The following is a 16,071-nucleotide window of genomic DNA, read 5'->3' as shown; positions in this document are numbered from 1 at the left end:
CGTGGATTATCATCAAAATTTCAAGCAAGCGATAAAACAAACGTTTGCGCCATGAATGAAATACACTATTATCCACGCACTTTACCAACTCCTGTTCTGGGTATGATATGAAACTAAAACGCACTTTATTGGCTTCAGCTATGGCGAGCCTAGCGCTGTTCCCATTCGCAAGTTCGGCAATGGAAAAGGCTGACCTGATGATTACCGATGCGATGGTTCTAACCATGAACCAAGACAAAACGGTTTATGAAAGCGGTACTGTTGTCGTCAAAGACAACAAAATCATTGCGGTTGGAGATGCTTCACTAGAGAAGCAGTACCAAGCTAAGCAAGTGTTAGACGTGGATGGCGATATCGTTATGCCAGGTCTCATCAATACCCATACTCATGTATCAATGACAGTTTTCCGTTCGTTAGCCGATGATGTGCCAGATCGCCTGCACCGTTACATCTTTCCGCTAGAGAAGAAGCTAGTATCGCGAGACATGGTACGCATTGGTGCGAACCTAGGTAACGTTGAAATGGTGAAAGGCGGTGTGACCACTTACGCCGACATGTACTACTTCGAAGATGAAGTCGCAAAAACCGTCGATAAGATCGGTATGCGTGCCATCCTAGGTGAAACGGTGATTAAGTTCCCTGTAGCCGATGCGGCCAACGCCGAAGAAGGCATTAAGTACGCGTTGAACTTCATTGAAGAATACAAAGATCACCCGCGAATCACACCAGCGTTTGCACCGCATGCGCCTTACACCAACACCACAGAGATCCTTCAGAAAATATCTAAACTATCCCTAGAATTAGATGTTCCAGTAATGATTCACCTTGCAGAATCACACCGTGAAGAAGAGAAAATCGCAGAGCGTTCTGATGGATTGTCCCCGGTTCAATACATGGACAGCATTGGCGCACTCAACAAGAACTTGGTGGGTGCACACATGATCCTCGTTGACGAACATGATATCGAACTGGTGAAGAAATCGGATATGGGTGTAGCTCATAACATGAGTGCTAACATCAAGTCAGCAAAAGGCGTATCTCCTGCACTTAAGATGTATGACGAAAATGTTCGTATTGGTTTAGGTACCGATGGCCCAATGTCTGGTAACACACTGAGCACCATTGATGAATTCAACCAAGTCGCTAAAGTTCACAAGCTGGTTAATAAAGATCGTGCCGCAATGCCGCCGATCAAGGTGATCGACATGGCAACAATGGGCGCAGCAAAAGCGCTACACATGGAAGATAAGATCGGTTCTCTTGAAGCCGGTAAACTCGCCGACATCATAGTGATCGATACGAAAGCGCCAAACATGGTTCCGGTCTACAACCCATACTCTGCATTAGTTTACTCAGCTAACTCGGGTAACGTTCGCCACACCATCGTTGACGGTAAGATCATCATGCAAGACCGCGACATGCTAACGGTCGATGAAGATAAGATTCGCCAAGAAGCACTCGATTTCACCAAAGTCGTTCGTAAGACGGTGATTGAATCTGGTGAAGTTGTTCAATAACGCCACCGAGTGAGATAAACGGTTTACCGTTAAGATCAAAAAAGGCCTCATAGGTATTTACCTACGAGGCCTTTTTAATACGGTATCTTTCTATATCAAGATAGATGGTTAACGAGTGCAGTCGTTCACCATCTAACCTTAATTAATATTCGTAATTACCAGAACACGTCTCGACGTTTTGCTCGAGCGATAATATTGTCCGGCATTCTCTGTTCCAGACCGCTACGAAGCACGGTGATGCGTTTGTGTTGCCTGTCATCCGCAGTCACCGAGTTGTATAACCAGCGGTAAGCATCTTCATAATCTAACGGGCTACCGTAATCACGCAGCAAGAGTTCCGCTAAGTGAATGCTTGCACTGAGATTACCCATAGAGGCCGCTTCACGTAAATACGGAATCGCGCGCTCTTTGTCTTGTTGAACCAAGGTTCCACGAGAATAATAACGACCTAGCTGCTCTAGTGCAGCCGGTAAACCTTGATGCGCCGCGTTTTCCATATAGTAAATGCCAAGCTCGACATCTTGTGGAACACACACGCCCCAAGCCAACATATCACCGTATAAAAACTCATAAGAAGGCAAGCTAATACGCGTTGCACGAGCAACGATATCTTCAACTAACTGGCACTTATCAGCTTTCACTCGCTCTAGGTGTTGATTATTCTCGATTAAATTAATCAGTTCAGCTTCTGTATATATTGGAACGGGCTCTCCCACGTCAGTCAAATTTGCATGACTCAAGGGTGAGCTCAGCGCCATTATCAATGAAGCTGCTACAATTCGTAGCTTCATACCTGCACTCTATTATCTGTCGCTAAAGTTATCTATTGAGGGCCGCAGAGGATTTCTACACGCACAAAACAGGGTGAACTTCACTTTCCATGATATCTGTATCGGCAATAACCCCGACGGCTTTAGACAAAACTTGCCGCTAATGGGCAATATTTTGCCTGATGACGCTTAAAAGATCACCATCAAAGAGTGAGCGGTTAAATTGCAGGTATTAAAAAGCCGACTTAATAAAGTCGGCTTTTAGAAAACTATTTTATTATCAAAGCACTGTTCGTGCCTGGTAATCACTCAGCAGGCATTATGCGCCGTATGGGTGAACCTTGATGATAGTTTCGTTACGATCTGGGCCAGTTGATACGATATCAATTGGAACGCCAGTTAGGTCTTCGATACGCTTGATGTAATCTAGAGCAGCTTGTGGAAGCGCGTCGATAGATTTAGCACCAAATGTGTTTTCAGACCAACCAGGCATTGTTTCGTAGATTGGCGTCGCTTCTTCGAATGACTCAGCAGCCATTGGAGAAACTTCTAGGATAGAACCATCTTTCATCTTGTAACCAGTACAGATTTTTAGTTCTTCTAGGCCATCTAGAACGTCTAGTTTAGTTAGACACATACCAGATAGAGAGTTGATTTGGATTGCACGACGCATAGCAACAGCATCGAACCAACCAGTACGACGTAGACGACCAGTTGTTGCGCCAAACTCGTGACCAACATCGCCTAGGTGTTTACCAACTGGGTCTTGCTTCTCAAGGCCATCGTATAGCTCAGTAGGGAATGGACCTGAACCAACACGAGTACAGTAAGCCTTAGTAATACCAAGGATGTAACCGATGTGACGAGGACCGAAACCAGAACCTGCAGCAACACCACCAGCAGTCGTGTTAGAAGACGTTACGTATGGGTAAGTACCGTGGTCGATATCTAGTAGCGTACCTTGAGCACCTTCGAACATGATCTTGTCGCCGCGCTTACGTGCTGCGTCTAGTTCGTCAGTTACGTCGATAACCATCGCAGTTAACATATCTGCGTAGCTCATCGCTTGCTCAAGAACTTCTTCGTAGCTTACTGTTTCAGCTTTGTAGAAGTGCTCTAGTTGGAAGTTGTGGAATTCCATCACTTCTTTTAGCTTCTCAGCAAATGCTTCTTTATCGAAAAGGTCACCAACGCGTAGACCGCGACGAGCAACTTTATCTTCATAAGCAGGACCGATACCACGACCCGTTGTACCGATAGCTTTAGCGCCACGAGCGATTTCACGCGCGTTGTCGATTGCAATGTGGTACGGAAGAATTAGAGGACAAGCTTCAGAGATGAAAAGACGTTCACGTACTGGAATACCGCGATCTTCAAGAGGCTTCATTTCTTTTAGAAGTGCGTCAGGCGATAATACTACACCGTTACCAATAACACATTTAACGTTATTACGTAGGATGCCTGATGGAATTAAGTGAAGAACGGTTTTTTCACCGTCAATTACAAGTGTGTGACCTGCATTGTGACCGCCTTGGTAGCGAACCACGTATTTTGCATCTTCAGTTAAAAGGTCAACGATTTTACCTTTACCTTCATCACCCCATTGGGTGCCTAGAACGACTACGTTATTTCCCATCTTTCCAATTTCTGTTGCTAATTAAAAATGGATTCTAGCACTGAATCACACTTCTTGCAGTCACTTTTTGTTCATAAACGTTAACGCTGTACAAAAATAAACCAGCCATAACTGGGGCAGATGTGTAAAGATACTGATATCATTGCTTTTTTACAGACAAAAGGCAGAACCATGTCTCAATCAATTTGGCTCGCTATTGGGCTCGTACTTATTGTGGAAGGGCTCGGCCCCTTGATTGCACCCAATGGCTGGAGAAACATGGTCGCGCAACTGAGCGAGCAACCAGACACGCAACTGCGCCGCATTGGAGGCTGTCTTGTGGTGGCTGGAGCGGTTATCGCTTTCATGACCTACCGCTAGGTTTCTATAAGTAGAACGCTGTTAAGCGCCTTCCCTCGCGCCCCAATAGTGAATCCACAAACATGTCTCCTCCTGAAAGAAGTCATAGAAAACAAAAAGGCTCCCACAATGGGAGCCTTTTAAGTTTTAACGTATTTTGCTTATTAAGCTAAGCATTCGCTAACGCATCAGCTTATTTTGCTGGAGCGCCGCTTGCTTGATTCATGTATTGGAAGAAGTCAGTCTTCGGATCCAGTACTAGAATGTCGCTCTTATCGCTAAATGATGTCTCATAAGCTTGCAATGAACGCATGAAGCCGTAGAACTCAGGATCTTTGCTGAACGCATCAGAGTAGATCTTCGCTGCTTCTGCATCCGCATCACCACGAGTGATTCGAGCTGTACGGTCAGCTTCAGCAAGAACTGTTGCCACTTCTAGCTCAGCTTGAGCACGGATAACTTCCGCTTTCTCACGACCTTGAGAACGGTGTCTACGAGCAACCGATTCACGTTCTGCACGCATACGGCGGTAGATAGATTCACTGATTTCGTCAGGAAGGTTAATCTTCTTCATACGAAAATCAACAACTTCAACACCTAAATCAGCCATCGCACTTTCTGCCGTTCCAGACAAAACGTTTTCCATGATCTTATCGCGTTCGCCATCAACTTCTAGTGCTTCTGCAGCCGCTACCGTTGTGACGACTTCGCTATCAGCAGAGTCTGGCAGGATGTCCTTGTTGCGAGGGCCTGACACGATCTGCTTAATTTCACGAGAACCAATTTCAGAACGAAGAACATCTGTCACTTTACGCTCAAGAAGTGCTTCTGCCGTCATGATATTACCGCCACCGGTACTCAGATAGAAACGTCCAAAATCAGCAATACGCCATTTTGCGTAAGTATCAATTAGAACGTCTTTTTTCTCTGATGTTACGAAACGGTCAGAACGGCCATCCATCGTTTGAATACGAGCATCAAGTACTTTTACGCGATCAAACATCGGTAGTTTAAAGTGCAGACCTGGTTCATAGATTCGTGATACGCCGTTGTCATCGAGAACTCGACCAAAACGAATTACCATGCCACGCTCACCTTCTTGAATCACAAACACTGACATCAATAGAAGGGCAATCGTCACAACTAATACAGGGATCATTAATTTACGCATTATTAGTATCTCCCTTGGCGTGAACTGTCTGAACGAGTTTGAGTGCTAGGCTTTGGATCCGCTTGAGTTTCTAACTCAATTTGATCGTAAGTTGATGATGCTTTTGCAGGGCGAGAGCCCGACTGAGAACCACCTTGTGCGCCTAGCTTATCAATTGGTAGGTATAGCAAGTTACCGCTTGATTCAGAATCAATCAGGACTTTCGATGTGCTTGAGTACACTTTTTCCATTGTATCTAGGTACATACGGTTACGTGTTACTTCAGGAGCAGCTTGGTATTCAGGTAGCAGTTTCTCGAATTGAGCAACTTGACCTAGAGCACCATTAACTGTGCGCTCTGAGTAACCCACCGCTTCTTTCTTCAAACGCTCAGCACGACCTGTTGCTTTTGGAAGAATGTCATTTCGGTAAGCTTCAGCTTCACGTTCAAAACGCTCTTCATCCTCACGAGCCGCGATAGCATCATCAAATGCATCTTTCACTTGCTCAGGTGGACGTGCTGACTGGAAGTTCACATCAACAATCAGAATACCCATATCGTAGCTATCAATAATACGGTTCAACGTTTCTTGAGTGCTTTGACGAATCTGCTGACGACCACTTGTCAGGATACTATCCATTAGTGAGTCACCAATTACCGCACGAAGCGCGGAATCGGTTGCTTGACGTAAACTGTCGTCTGCATTCGTTACACGATACAAGTACTTGTATGGGTCAGAAACACGGTATTGAACACCCATTTCAACGGTCACAACGTTTTCATCTTTCGTTAGCATCGTGCCAGCAGCACGTAGAGAACGAATCGCTTGAACGTTTACTAGTTGCTCATCACTGATTTCATCGATGAAGCGTGGGTGCCAGTTAAGACCAGGTTCTTCGATACGGTCGAACTGACCCAGTCGAAGTACTACTGCTCTTTCTGCTTCGCCAACGGTGTAGAAACCAGCGAAGAACCAGATAGCAATAGCAATAACGGCAATGACACCAAAGCCAATTGCACCGCCACCACCAATAGATGGCCCGTTACCGTTGCCACCCTTTTTACCAAACTTGCCACCTAACTTTTGACTTAGTTTATTAAACACTTCGTCTAGATCTGGCGGTCCTTGATCTCGGCCGCCGCGATTATTTTTATTACCCCAAGGGTCATTATCGCGGCCGTTATTATCGCCGTTGTTGTTATTTCCAGGCTCATTCCACGCCATTAGAAAGCTCCATCATTTGATATGACGTTATACTGTAGCAGTCTCTTTGGTAACGATAAAGTCACCTAAGAGCGCCCCTTCTCTTTTTTCAAGTTTAGACCAATCTATTTGTTGCATTCGGATATCTATCAACAAGTTACCATTTTCATCATACTCTTCCTGTTGAATACATTTCATCTCGAAGAATAAGCTGCGAATACGGCCCTGATGTTGATGTGGAATACACAACCGGAATTGAACCATCTGGCTAGCTAAACGCTCAGTTAAAGCTTCAAACAGCAGTTCAATACCTTCTCCTTCCATTGCAGAAACCCAAACAGCGCGAGGTGCGCCCTCTTCGTCTCTTTCAATTCGAGGTTTTTGGTCTTCCATGCAGTCAATTTTGTTCATGACTACAAGGGTTGGCACTTCATGAGCATCGATTTCTTCTAATACTTCATGAACAGCCTGAATGTTCTCACGAAAACGGTCATCACTGGCATCAACAACATGTAACAAAATGTCAGCTTCCTGCGTCTCTTGTAATGTTGCCTTGAACGCAGCGACCAAGTCGTGTGGTAGATGACGGATAAAACCTACGGTATCTGCGAGAATTGCAGGCCCGACATCTGCCAAATCAATCTTACGTAGTGTTGGGTCTAGGGTTGCAAACAGTTGGTCTGCCGCATAAACACCAGCACTTGTGATGCGATTGAAAAGTGTTGATTTCCCTGCGTTGGTATAACCAACCAAAGAAATTGTTGGGATTTCAGCTCGATTACGAGCACGTCGTCCTTGTTCACGCTGTTTAGCAACTTTCGCTAAACGACGTAGTATTGCCTTTATACGGTCACGCAACAAACGTCGATCGGTTTCCAGTTGAGTTTCACCTGGACCACGAAGACCAATACCACCTTTCTGCCTTTCAAGGTGAGTCCAACCACGAATCAATCGGGTAGAGATATGACGAAGCTGAGCGAGCTCAACTTGTAGCTTACCTTCATGAGTTCGCGCACGTTGTGCAAAAATATCTAAGATCAAACCCGTGCGATCAATCACACGACATTTACACAATTGCTCGAGGTTGCGCTCTTGGGCAGGAGAGAGGGAGTGGTTAAAAATCACAATTTCAGCACCGGTCAGCTGAACAGCTTGTGCGATTTCTAGGGCTTTACCTTCTCCAACGTAGTATTTAGGGAGTGGGGATTGTCGGCTACCAGTAATCACTTGTAGCGTTTCTACCCCCGCTGAGGAGACCAGCATTTCACATTCGCTTAGATCTTCCCATTCTCCCTCTTGCGTGAAGTTGATATGAACAAGTACGGCTCGCTCGCCGGATTCATAACGGTCAAACAAGCAACCAACTCCTTATTACAGCGCAAGCTGTACAAATTGAACGATTAATCTTCAGTCTTCTCTGGACGATCAGATGGCGTGCGTTGCTCGCCGCTGTGGTGACTAACTGCGCGAGCAGGTACCACAGTAGAAATCGCATGCTTGTAAACCATTTGGTTTACTGTGTTCTTCAATAAGATCACGAATTGATCGAAAGACTCGATCTGACCTTGCAGCTTAATGCCGTTAACAAGATAGATAGAGACTGGAATGCGCTCACGACGGAGTGCATTTAGGAATGGGTCTTGTAGCGATTGCCCCTTAGCCATTTTATTTTCCTTATTTGTATTTTGTTGTAATTATTTAGCTAGTGGTGCACAAAAAGGTGCGGCCTTTGCATCTGAGCTAAATGAATAAAAAAACTCCGTTGTTATTGAAAGGCTGTGATTTTTAAAAGCCTCAATAACGGATCCTTTCCAGAGTATATTCACGCAAAAGCGATCACATTATACACAGCAATACTAATCAGATGCTATTGCATCTGAAAGAGTTTCTAACGCTTGATCAATGTTTTCGCTATCTAACCAAGTTAAATCATCCCAACTGCGCAACCAGGTGATTTGTCGCTTGGCCAACTGACGGGTTGCACAGACACCACGGAAAACCGCTTCGTCTAAATCACAATTACCGTCTAAATAATCCCACATCTGCCTATAACCAACGCATCGGATCGATGGCAGTTCAGGGTGAAGATCTTCTCTGGCGTACAACGCCTTCATTTCATCTTCAAACCCAGCTTCTATCATCTTCTCGAAACGCAGCTCAATGCGGCGATGGAGTTCAGTCCTTTCCTTGGGAGCTATTGCAAATTGTTTTACACGAAATGGCAGGCTATCGCCTTTCGTTTGAGTTAGCTCTGTTAATGTTTTACCCGAAATTCGGTAAACTTCCAATGCCCTTGAAAGCCTTTGTGGATCATTTGGGTGTATTCTTTCAGCGGATACGGGATCTATCTCTCTTAATTGATCGTGCAATGCCTGCCAACCTTGTTCGATAGATTCCGCTTCAATCTGCTTACGAATCTCTTGATCCGCGGCTGGTAATGGCGATAAACCTTCCAACAATGCTTTGTAGTACAGCATTGTGCCACCAACAAGTAACGGGATTTTGCCTTCCGCTACAATCTTATTCATTTCATTGATCGCATCACGACGAAAATCTGCCGCAGAATACGCTTCGCTTGGATCCAAAATATCAATCAAGCGATGAGGCGCGAGCTCAAGCTCTTCCGCATCCGGTTTAGCGGTACCAACATCCATGTCTTTGTAGATCAATGCCGAATCGACGCTGATGATCTCTACAGGGTATTTCTGACGTAAGCGGATAGCTAAATCTGTTTTTCCTGACGCCGTTGGGCCCATTAAAAACAACGCTAAAGGTAATTTTTCAGTCATGATATTTTGTATTTGCTTCTCTGTTTTAGCGCTTTTTAGCAAAGGGCTTTGTGTCGCGACGTATTCAGCTAAAAAGACAAAGGTCGTCGCGAAAAAATTAAACCGTAAACGCGGCTATAGTCGCTGAAAAGTCGATAGGATTAACAAACTCTGGATCATCTAATGGAAGTAGACCATGCCAAAGTTGTTCTAGTTCCCCAACTAGTTGAACCGCTTCAGATAAAGTGTAGTCGCTTTTTACTTGTGCGGTTTGAATCCCGATCCAGTTAACCAAAGCTGACAACATGTCATTAGGTTGCTTCACTGCACCCTGGGCATTTATTGAAGCCGCGTAAGATAACAGATCTGGGATCAAAATTTGTAAGTTTTGCTGCCTTAAAGGAGAAGGCACGCCCATCACCATTACCGCCTCGCTGTTTCGCGCCTTAAGCTCAATCCCCAGTAATGCCAGAGTTTGACTCAGCGCCTTAGCAACTTCGACAAGTTCACTACCCAGCTTAATCGATAAAGGCACCAATAACGGTTGGCTTTTTAACGCGCCACCTCGAGTATCAAGCTGACCAACAACACGTAATAATTCAGCCTTAGCTAAGGAAACCAAAACACAGCCATTCTTGTTGCCCATCACGAGATATTGACGTTCAACAACCGAGACCGCTTTCCCCAAATCCGTCACTGCTGCTCTTGGCTTTAAATGAACAGGATTCTGTTGAGCAGGCTTAGCTTCTTTATTTTCTTTATTTTCTAAGTTGTCTCTGGTTTCTACTGGTGCCACATGCTCTTGAGAAGATGAAGGCTGTACAACTTGATCATCAAAATCAGGCGTTTTCAAAAGCTCTTTATAGGCTTTCACTTCTCGCTTAGAGGGCGCGGGTTCACCATGATGTTGGTGTGGCTCTTTCTCTTTTTTAGGTTCAGGTCGAGACTCTATCCACTCTTGGCGAGAGGAACCGGTAAAACTGCTGTCACTAGTAGCCGAGCTTCGGCCAGCAGATGAACTTGAGCTGGTTGATGAGCTTGGGCTAATTGATGAAACATAATGTCGCCCACCATCATTAACGCTGTGTTGAGGCTTATCAAAAGCGTGCTCTGATTCTGCTTTTCTCGGGTAGGCAGGCGTTTGCTCAATAGCGTGTCGCACCCTATCCGAAACTTGGGTTTGATCCGAACTGCTAGGCATTACGCTTTCTGGCTCAGCGAAACTTGCAACACCATCAACTGCAGAGCTCGTACTATCTTGCTGATGATGAATCACTTCTGACTGATGAAAAGCCGACTGATTGATTGGTGCAGCATCGATCTGCTTGCTCTGCGCTAAACCATCGCTCAATGCTTGGTAAATAAAGTCATGCACAAGGCGCGCTTGATGAAAACGCACTTCATGTTTTGCAGGGTGGACATTCACGTCCACCTGATGTGGGTCGAGTTCAATGAACAACACATACGTCGCGAATTGGTCTGGACGCAGGCTGGTTTCGTAGCTTTGACGAATCGCATGATTGATCAGCTTGTCACGCATCATACGACCATTCACATAGCAGTATTGCAGGTCGCTTTGCTGTCTGGCTCCTTCTGGCGTGGTGATCCAGCCATGAAGTTTTAGGCCTTGATGCTCAAGTTCGATCTTAAGCATATGACGAACAAAAGGATTGCCACATACCGCAGCGATGCGCTTTTCTGCTTGAACTTGTGTTTTTGCAGCGCGGTACTGACGAATCATCTTGCCGTTATGACGAAGGTTGATCGTCACATCAAAGCGACTTAATGCAATACGCTTGAGCAACTCATCAATATGGGTGAATTCAGTCTTCTCGGTGCGTAAGAATTTGCGGCGCGCTGGTGTATTGAAGAACAGATCCAACACCTCAACCGAAGTACCAATTGGGTGTGCTGCTGGCTGCAGTTTTACCTGCATATCACGACCTTCACTGTGTGCTGCCCAAGCTTGATCTTGAGTGGCAGGGCGTGAAGTCATGGTCAAGCGCGCAACCGAGCTAATACTCGCCAGCGCTTCACCACGGAAACCGAGGCTGACGATCGCCTCTAGGTCATCAAGAGTGTGGATTTTGGAGGTAGCATGACGACTCAGTGCCAAGGCAAGCTCATCTTTTACGATGCCTTTACCATTGTCACGAACGCGGATCATCTTGGCGCCACCTTTCTCGATATCAATATCGATACGTGTCGCACCAGAATCCAAACTGTTCTCAACCAACTCTTTTACAACAGAAGCGGGTCTTTCTACCACTTCACCCGCTGCGATTTGGTTAGCTAACCGAGCTGGCAGTATTTTGATCGTCATATTTATAGCTACCTTACTGCCATTGATGGAAACGCTGCTACGTTTGCACTAGTTCTTATTTTTTATCATTGATATACCTGAAGCTGTTTAGCATTCCCAAGACTACTTGTGAGGAATAATCAACACTTGGCCGATAGCTAGACTGTCAGATCTTAGCTTATTCGCTTGGCGAATGCTGTTGACGCTCACGCCGTATTTCGAAGCTATCTTGCCAAGGTAATCACCTCTTGCAACTTTGTGTTTGCGCAGAGGAACATCTTTAACTTCAACCGTAATACGTAACTTTTGGCCTACTCTCACCGTCTCTGATTTCAAACGGTTCTCACGTTTAATATCAGCCACCGACACTTTATAGCGGCTGGCGATCTTACCTAGGTACTCTCCAGACTTAACCGTGTGAGTGATGGTCTTCGTTTTAACCGCACTGCTTGATGATGAAGTTGAAGCACTGCCTGGAATCTTAAGTACTTGGCCAATTGCTAGGCTGCTCGATTTCAGATTGTTGAACTTCATCAACGTCTGTGTCGACGTACCATACTTGCTCGCAATCACAGACAAAGACTCACCACGAGAGACTTTATGTTGGCTCACGCTGCCCGTTGATGACGTTGCGTTAGACAAGATAATCCCTTCAGGCGGGTTAGCCTTCAAATACTTAACCACCGCTTTAGTCACTGCTCGTGCCAATTTATCTTGGTGCGAACGTTGGAAAAGAAGCTTCTCTTCCGTCGGATTCGAAATAAAACCTGTCTCTACCAGTACTGATGGGATCTGTGGTGAACGTAATACTGCTAAGCTGGTGTTAATCGGCTTGCTATTGTGCAGTTTCGCAACCTTACCCATTTCAGACAGAATTGCCGTTGCCAGTTTGTAGCCCTCTTTTTGAGAGTGGCTAAACTGCAAATCAAGCAGGGTTTGGTTTACGTTCTTATCATCAATATTGCTTGTGAACGCTGCACCGCTACCACCAAGCAATTCAGACTGTTTCTCTTTATTCTCAATCCAACGAGAGATCTCTGTATTTGCGCGTCGAGTGTTCAATACAAACACTGAACCACCTCTTGGTTGAGGCGTCGTAAAGGCGTCGGCGTGAATAGAGATCAACAGGTGAGCTTCATTCTCTCGAGCAATCGCAACACGTCGATTCAGGTTCACAAAGTAATCAGCATTACGAGTCATACGAGTTTTGATCCCCGGGACCGCATTCAGTTGAGCTGCTAACTTCTTAGAAATACTCAGAGTCGCGTCTTTTTCGTATTTACGCGTAGGACCAATCGAACCTGGGTCTTCACCACCGTGGCCAGGATCAATCACAATTAGAATATCTTTCTGGCGCTTAACCTGATTAATGTTCTTACTTACCGTTGGCTTACTCGGTGTCGATGTCGCTTTACTTGCCGCACCATGAGGTAAGTCGATCACCAAACGGTGTCCATACTGACCACCTGGGGTCGGGCTCAGTTTGAATAATTCTGCTTTAGACGACTTCTTTAACTCAAAAACCAAGCGATAGGTGTTTTTGTCTGGCGGTGAGCTCTTACGAATCTTAGATAGAACAGGGCTGTCTTTCACCTCGACCGGTAACTTAGTCGCAAGACTGGTATTTTTTAAATCAACCACTAAGCGACTCGGGCTACTCAGGGTGAAATAGCTAAAGTCCGCTTCTGATTTTAAGTCGATAACCACACGAGTTTCTTCTGGAGAAGGCCAAACCCTTAAACTTTTCAGTGAGTTTGCAGAAACAAGTGAAGAAAACAGTATAGAAAAAACAGCAGCCATCATGGCCACTGTTGAAATAAGGCGTTTAGAAATCAACATAACTCCAACTGACTAAGTAAGCGCTGTCCGTATTCACTATTAGCGGTTAAAGAAACAATACGGTGATCGTCTTGGTAACGAATATCAATATCCAAATCGGCTTCTGGTAGCATCCCATAACCTTTCTCAGGCCATTCAACCAAACAGATAGCATCCGGAGTAAAGTAGTCACGAATTCCCATAAACTCTAACTCTTCAGGATCGGCTAGGCGATAAAGGTCAAAGTGGTACACCTGCCAATCTGCAAGTTGATAAGGTTCAACTAGAGTATACGTTGGGCTCTTTACATTTCCTTGATGGCCAAGCGCTTTTACAAAGCCACGACTAAAGGTCGTTTTGCCTGCGCCAAGATCACCATGCAGATAAATAGTCGTCTGCTGTGAGCAAAGATTAGAAAGCTCCGTTCCTAATTGAATCGTTGCTTGTTCATCTTTCAAAGTAAATTGTTTCGTGCTCATGAATACGTTCTCTAAAAATCGATCGTTGACTATATAAAAATCAAAAGAACAAGAATAGTAAACCGTGATGCTTTTGGGAGACAAGCACTCAAGTGTAAGTTCTATGAAAAATACTGCTCAAAACGCGTCTGTTCTGGTCAACACCACTAAGATCCGTTAAGATCCGCCCCCATTTTTGCCGAACCTAATTTTAATTAGCCTTATCTCTAATTGTAAAACAGAGAAAATAAGAAATAAGCCATGAATCTAGACCATCTTGCTGAAAAAATTAAAATCTGGGGAAAAGAGCTGGGCTTTCAAAAAGTTGGCATCTGCGATGTTGATTTAAGTGAACACGAAGCCCCTCTTCAAGCATGGCTAGATGCTGGCAACCACGGCGAAATGGATTGGATGGCTCGACATGGGATGATGCGTGCACGTCCTGATGAACTTCACCCAGGCACAATTCGAGTGATCAGCGCTCGAATGAACTACCTACCACCAGAAGCTCAGTTCGCCTCTAACCTAAGCGATACCACTCAAGGCTACATCAGCCGCTATTCTTTAGGCCGCGACTATCACAAATTGTTCCGTAACCAGTTGAAAAAGCTAGGACAAAGAATTGAAAAAGAGGTCGAGGGTTTAGACTCACGCCCTTTCGTCGATTCAGCGCCCATTTTGGAAAGACCACTCGCTCAAAAAGCAGGGTTGGGCTGGACAGGTAAACACTCATTAATTCTTGATAAAGACGCTGGCTCTTGGTTCTTTCTAGGGGAGCTGTTAGTTAACATCCCTCTTCCCACGGATGAACCCAGTGTTGATGAGTGCGGCAAATGCACCGCATGTATCACTTCTTGCCCAACGGGTGCCATTATTGCTGATGGCGTGGTTGATGCGCGCAAATGTATTTCGTACTTAACCATTGAATATGATGGTGTGATCCCTGAAGAGTATAGAGATGCCATTGGTAACCGTATCTACGGTTGCGATGATTGTCAGTTAGTTTGCCCGTGGAATCGTCATGCCGAACTCACAGAGCAAACAGACTTTCACCGCAGAGAAGATTTCCAAGAAGCCGATCTGGTTTCACTTTCAAGTTGGGACGAAGCAACCTTCCTAAAGAAAATGGAAGGCTCAGCAATCAGACGTATCGGCCACACCCAGTGGTTACGCAATATCTTTGTTGCGATGGGCAATGCACCATTTCAACAACGCATTATTGAAACCCTGGAGTCTCATCAAGGCAAAAACGAAATGCTTGATGTGCATATTGAGTGGGCTTTGAATAAACAACTACAGCAGTTACCCAACGCTAGCAGTGTGCAAGAAGATAGCTCTACGCAGAAAAATAGCTGTGTGCAAAAAAGTAACAGCAAAATCTCCACCAAAAAGCACAGACTGATACGTATAGTAGAGAAAGGACTACCAAGAGACGCCTAGCCCTTTTGGTATCAACGATTGACAGCGACACCCACATCGATAGTCCAATATTTAAGATAACTCGTTGCACATAATTTTAGAACAATGTTTGACCTTGTTCTCAATTCTAACAATGTGGAAAAAATTCAGAACTCTCGTAAACTTCCGACACCCGAGCAAAGTTAAACACAGTACCGATAAATGATTAAGATCAAAAAACAACAAGTTAACGATCTTTTATTAAATCCAAGATAGGCATCCAACTTGATAAAAAACAACAAGTTACGATCGCTGCAATTCATCTAATATATTGAAAACAAGAAAGATCTTTTAGGGATAGGTAAAGAATTAAGCCTGAAACAACTTTATCAACCAAGTTATCCACACCTAACATTTTGTGGATAAGTCTGTTTATAGATGTGAAAAACCTCAAGTGTCTGCTTCAGAGACCTGATATTTACTAGCATTCCAGTTGCTAAGAAAAATTTAAGACAAAAAAATATCCACCATGATGGAGGATTGTTTGCTTTTTTGGGGGGATGATGCTTCGCAGCATTAAAGAAAGAGCGTGACCTTTGTGGTCGCCTTTAAACACAGAGGTTTAAAGTACTTATTAGCTTTTTTAGAAGAAAGCTGGAGCGATACATCGGGTTCGAACCGATGACCTCAACCTTGGCAAGGTTGCGCTC

Annotated in this window: 13 protein-coding genes; 3 read left to right on the top strand and 10 right to left on the bottom strand. The window is 44.8% G+C overall.

Going from position 1 to position 16,071, the window contains the following annotated elements; all coding sequences use genetic code 11:
- Positions 1-107 precede the first annotated feature (107 nt).
- Positions 108-1,517 carry an amidohydrolase gene (locus AB6F11_RS15665; protein WP_102394616.1) on the top strand — a complete coding sequence of 470 codons (1,410 nt, stop codon included), beginning with the start codon at positions 108-110 and terminating at the stop codon, positions 1,515-1,517.
- Positions 1,518-1,672: 155 nt separating this feature from the next.
- On the opposite strand, the gene motX is transcribed toward AB6F11_RS15665, so the two are convergent.
- Entirely contained in the window at positions 1,673-2,308 is a 636-nt protein-coding gene (gene motX / locus AB6F11_RS15660) for a flagellar protein MotX (protein WP_004735859.1), read from the bottom strand.
- Between the two features lie 298 nt (positions 2,309-2,606).
- The gene (locus AB6F11_RS15655) at positions 2,607-3,923 is read right to left on the bottom strand and encodes an adenylosuccinate synthase (protein ID WP_010434108.1); all 1,317 of its coding nucleotides are present in this window, start codon (positions 3,921-3,923) and stop codon (positions 2,607-2,609) included.
- Between the two features lie 171 nt (positions 3,924-4,094).
- Here AB6F11_RS15655 and AB6F11_RS15650 point away from each other — a divergent pair, with 171 nt between their 5' ends.
- Positions 4,095-4,283: a DUF2065 domain-containing protein gene (locus tag AB6F11_RS15650; protein ID WP_010434105.1), complete on the top strand. Its 189-nt coding sequence runs from the start codon at positions 4,095-4,097 to the stop codon at positions 4,281-4,283.
- Positions 4,284-4,455: 172 nt separating this feature from the next.
- On the opposite strand, the gene hflC is transcribed toward AB6F11_RS15650, so the two are convergent.
- From hflC to tsaE, 8 genes are all read right to left on the bottom strand, one after another.
- Positions 4,456-5,433 carry a protease modulator HflC gene (gene hflC / locus AB6F11_RS15645; protein ID WP_017059930.1) on the bottom strand — a complete coding sequence of 326 codons (978 nt, stop codon included), beginning with the start codon at positions 5,431-5,433 and terminating at the stop codon, positions 4,456-4,458.
- A gap of 2 nt (positions 5,434-5,435) precedes the next feature.
- Positions 5,436-6,638, bottom strand: coding sequence for an FtsH protease activity modulator HflK (gene hflK, locus AB6F11_RS15640; RefSeq protein ID WP_017063176.1), 1,203 nt, complete (start codon positions 6,636-6,638; stop codon positions 5,436-5,438).
- Positions 6,639-6,665: 27 nt separating this feature from the next.
- Positions 6,666-7,973, bottom strand: coding sequence for a ribosome rescue GTPase HflX (gene hflX / locus AB6F11_RS15635; RefSeq protein WP_017059928.1), 1,308 nt, complete (start codon positions 7,971-7,973; stop codon positions 6,666-6,668).
- Between the two features lie 44 nt (positions 7,974-8,017).
- Complete coding sequence (gene hfq / locus AB6F11_RS15630) at positions 8,018-8,281, bottom strand: RNA chaperone Hfq (RefSeq protein ID WP_017059927.1); 264 nt, start codon at positions 8,279-8,281, stop codon at positions 8,018-8,020.
- A gap of 192 nt (positions 8,282-8,473) precedes the next feature.
- A complete protein-coding gene (gene miaA, locus AB6F11_RS15625; protein WP_102394615.1) occupies positions 8,474-9,406 on the bottom strand; it encodes a tRNA (adenosine(37)-N6)-dimethylallyltransferase MiaA in 933 nt (310 codons plus the stop codon).
- A gap of 97 nt (positions 9,407-9,503) precedes the next feature.
- Positions 9,504-11,708 carry a DNA mismatch repair endonuclease MutL gene (gene mutL, locus AB6F11_RS15620; RefSeq protein WP_136989461.1) on the bottom strand — a complete coding sequence of 735 codons (2,205 nt, stop codon included), beginning with the start codon at positions 11,706-11,708 and terminating at the stop codon, positions 9,504-9,506.
- 102 nt (positions 11,709-11,810) lie between these two features.
- Positions 11,811-13,526, bottom strand: coding sequence for an N-acetylmuramoyl-L-alanine amidase (locus AB6F11_RS15615; protein ID WP_017067933.1), 1,716 nt, complete (start codon positions 13,524-13,526; stop codon positions 11,811-11,813).
- The gene (gene tsaE / locus AB6F11_RS15610; RefSeq protein WP_004735870.1) at positions 13,520-13,984 is read right to left on the bottom strand and encodes a tRNA (adenosine(37)-N6)-threonylcarbamoyltransferase complex ATPase subunit type 1 TsaE; all 465 of its coding nucleotides are present in this window, start codon (positions 13,982-13,984) and stop codon (positions 13,520-13,522) included. The genes AB6F11_RS15615 and tsaE overlap by 7 nt, the downstream gene beginning before the upstream one ends.
- A 240-nt stretch (positions 13,985-14,224) precedes the next feature.
- On the opposite strand from tsaE, the gene queG reads away from it, so the two are divergent.
- Positions 14,225-15,403: a tRNA epoxyqueuosine(34) reductase QueG gene (queG, locus tag AB6F11_RS15605; protein WP_017059922.1), complete on the top strand. Its 1,179-nt coding sequence runs from the start codon at positions 14,225-14,227 to the stop codon at positions 15,401-15,403.
- Positions 15,404-16,071: the final 668 nt, after the last annotated feature.

Origin of the sequence: Vibrio sp. 10N.247.311.14 (genome assembly GCF_041467715.1) — a bacterium.
GTDB lineage: Bacteria > Pseudomonadota > Gammaproteobacteria > Enterobacterales > Vibrionaceae > Vibrio > Vibrio crassostreae_C.
Note: the sequence above shows the minus strand (reverse complement) of the source record. Positions and strands in the feature narration are given on the sequence as shown.

What these genes read in the sequence shown, in the direction of transcription:
- motX (WP_004735859.1), bottom strand. Translation starts at nt 2,308, where the DNA reads ATGAAGCTACGAATTGTAGCAGCTTCATTGATAATGGCGCTGAGCTCA.
- hflC (WP_017059930.1), bottom strand. Translation starts at nt 5,433, where the DNA reads ATGCGTAAATTAATGATCCCTGTATTAGTTGTGACGATTGCCCTTCTA.
- AB6F11_RS15650 (WP_010434105.1), top strand. Translation starts at nt 4,095, where the DNA reads ATGTCTCAATCAATTTGGCTCGCTATTGGGCTCGTACTTATTGTGGAA.
- AB6F11_RS15615 (WP_017067933.1), bottom strand. Translation starts at nt 13,526, where the DNA reads ATGTTGATTTCTAAACGCCTTATTTCAACAGTGGCCATGATGGCTGCT.
- AB6F11_RS15655 (WP_010434108.1), bottom strand. Translation starts at nt 3,923, where the DNA reads ATGGGAAATAACGTAGTCGTTCTAGGCACCCAATGGGGTGATGAAGGT.
- hfq (WP_017059927.1), bottom strand. Translation starts at nt 8,281, where the DNA reads ATGGCTAAGGGGCAATCGCTACAAGACCCATTCCTAAATGCACTCCGT.
- miaA (WP_102394615.1), bottom strand. Translation starts at nt 9,406, where the DNA reads ATGACTGAAAAATTACCTTTAGCGTTGTTTTTAATGGGCCCAACGGCG.
- hflK (WP_017063176.1), bottom strand. Translation starts at nt 6,638, where the DNA reads ATGGCGTGGAATGAGCCTGGAAATAACAACAACGGCGATAATAACGGC.
- mutL (WP_136989461.1), bottom strand. Translation starts at nt 11,708, where the DNA reads ATGACGATCAAAATACTGCCAGCTCGGTTAGCTAACCAAATCGCAGCG.
- AB6F11_RS15665 (WP_102394616.1), top strand. Translation starts at nt 108, where the DNA reads ATGAAACTAAAACGCACTTTATTGGCTTCAGCTATGGCGAGCCTAGCG.
- tsaE (WP_004735870.1), bottom strand. Translation starts at nt 13,984, where the DNA reads ATGAGCACGAAACAATTTACTTTGAAAGATGAACAAGCAACGATTCAA.
- queG (WP_017059922.1), top strand. Translation starts at nt 14,225, where the DNA reads ATGAATCTAGACCATCTTGCTGAAAAAATTAAAATCTGGGGAAAAGAG.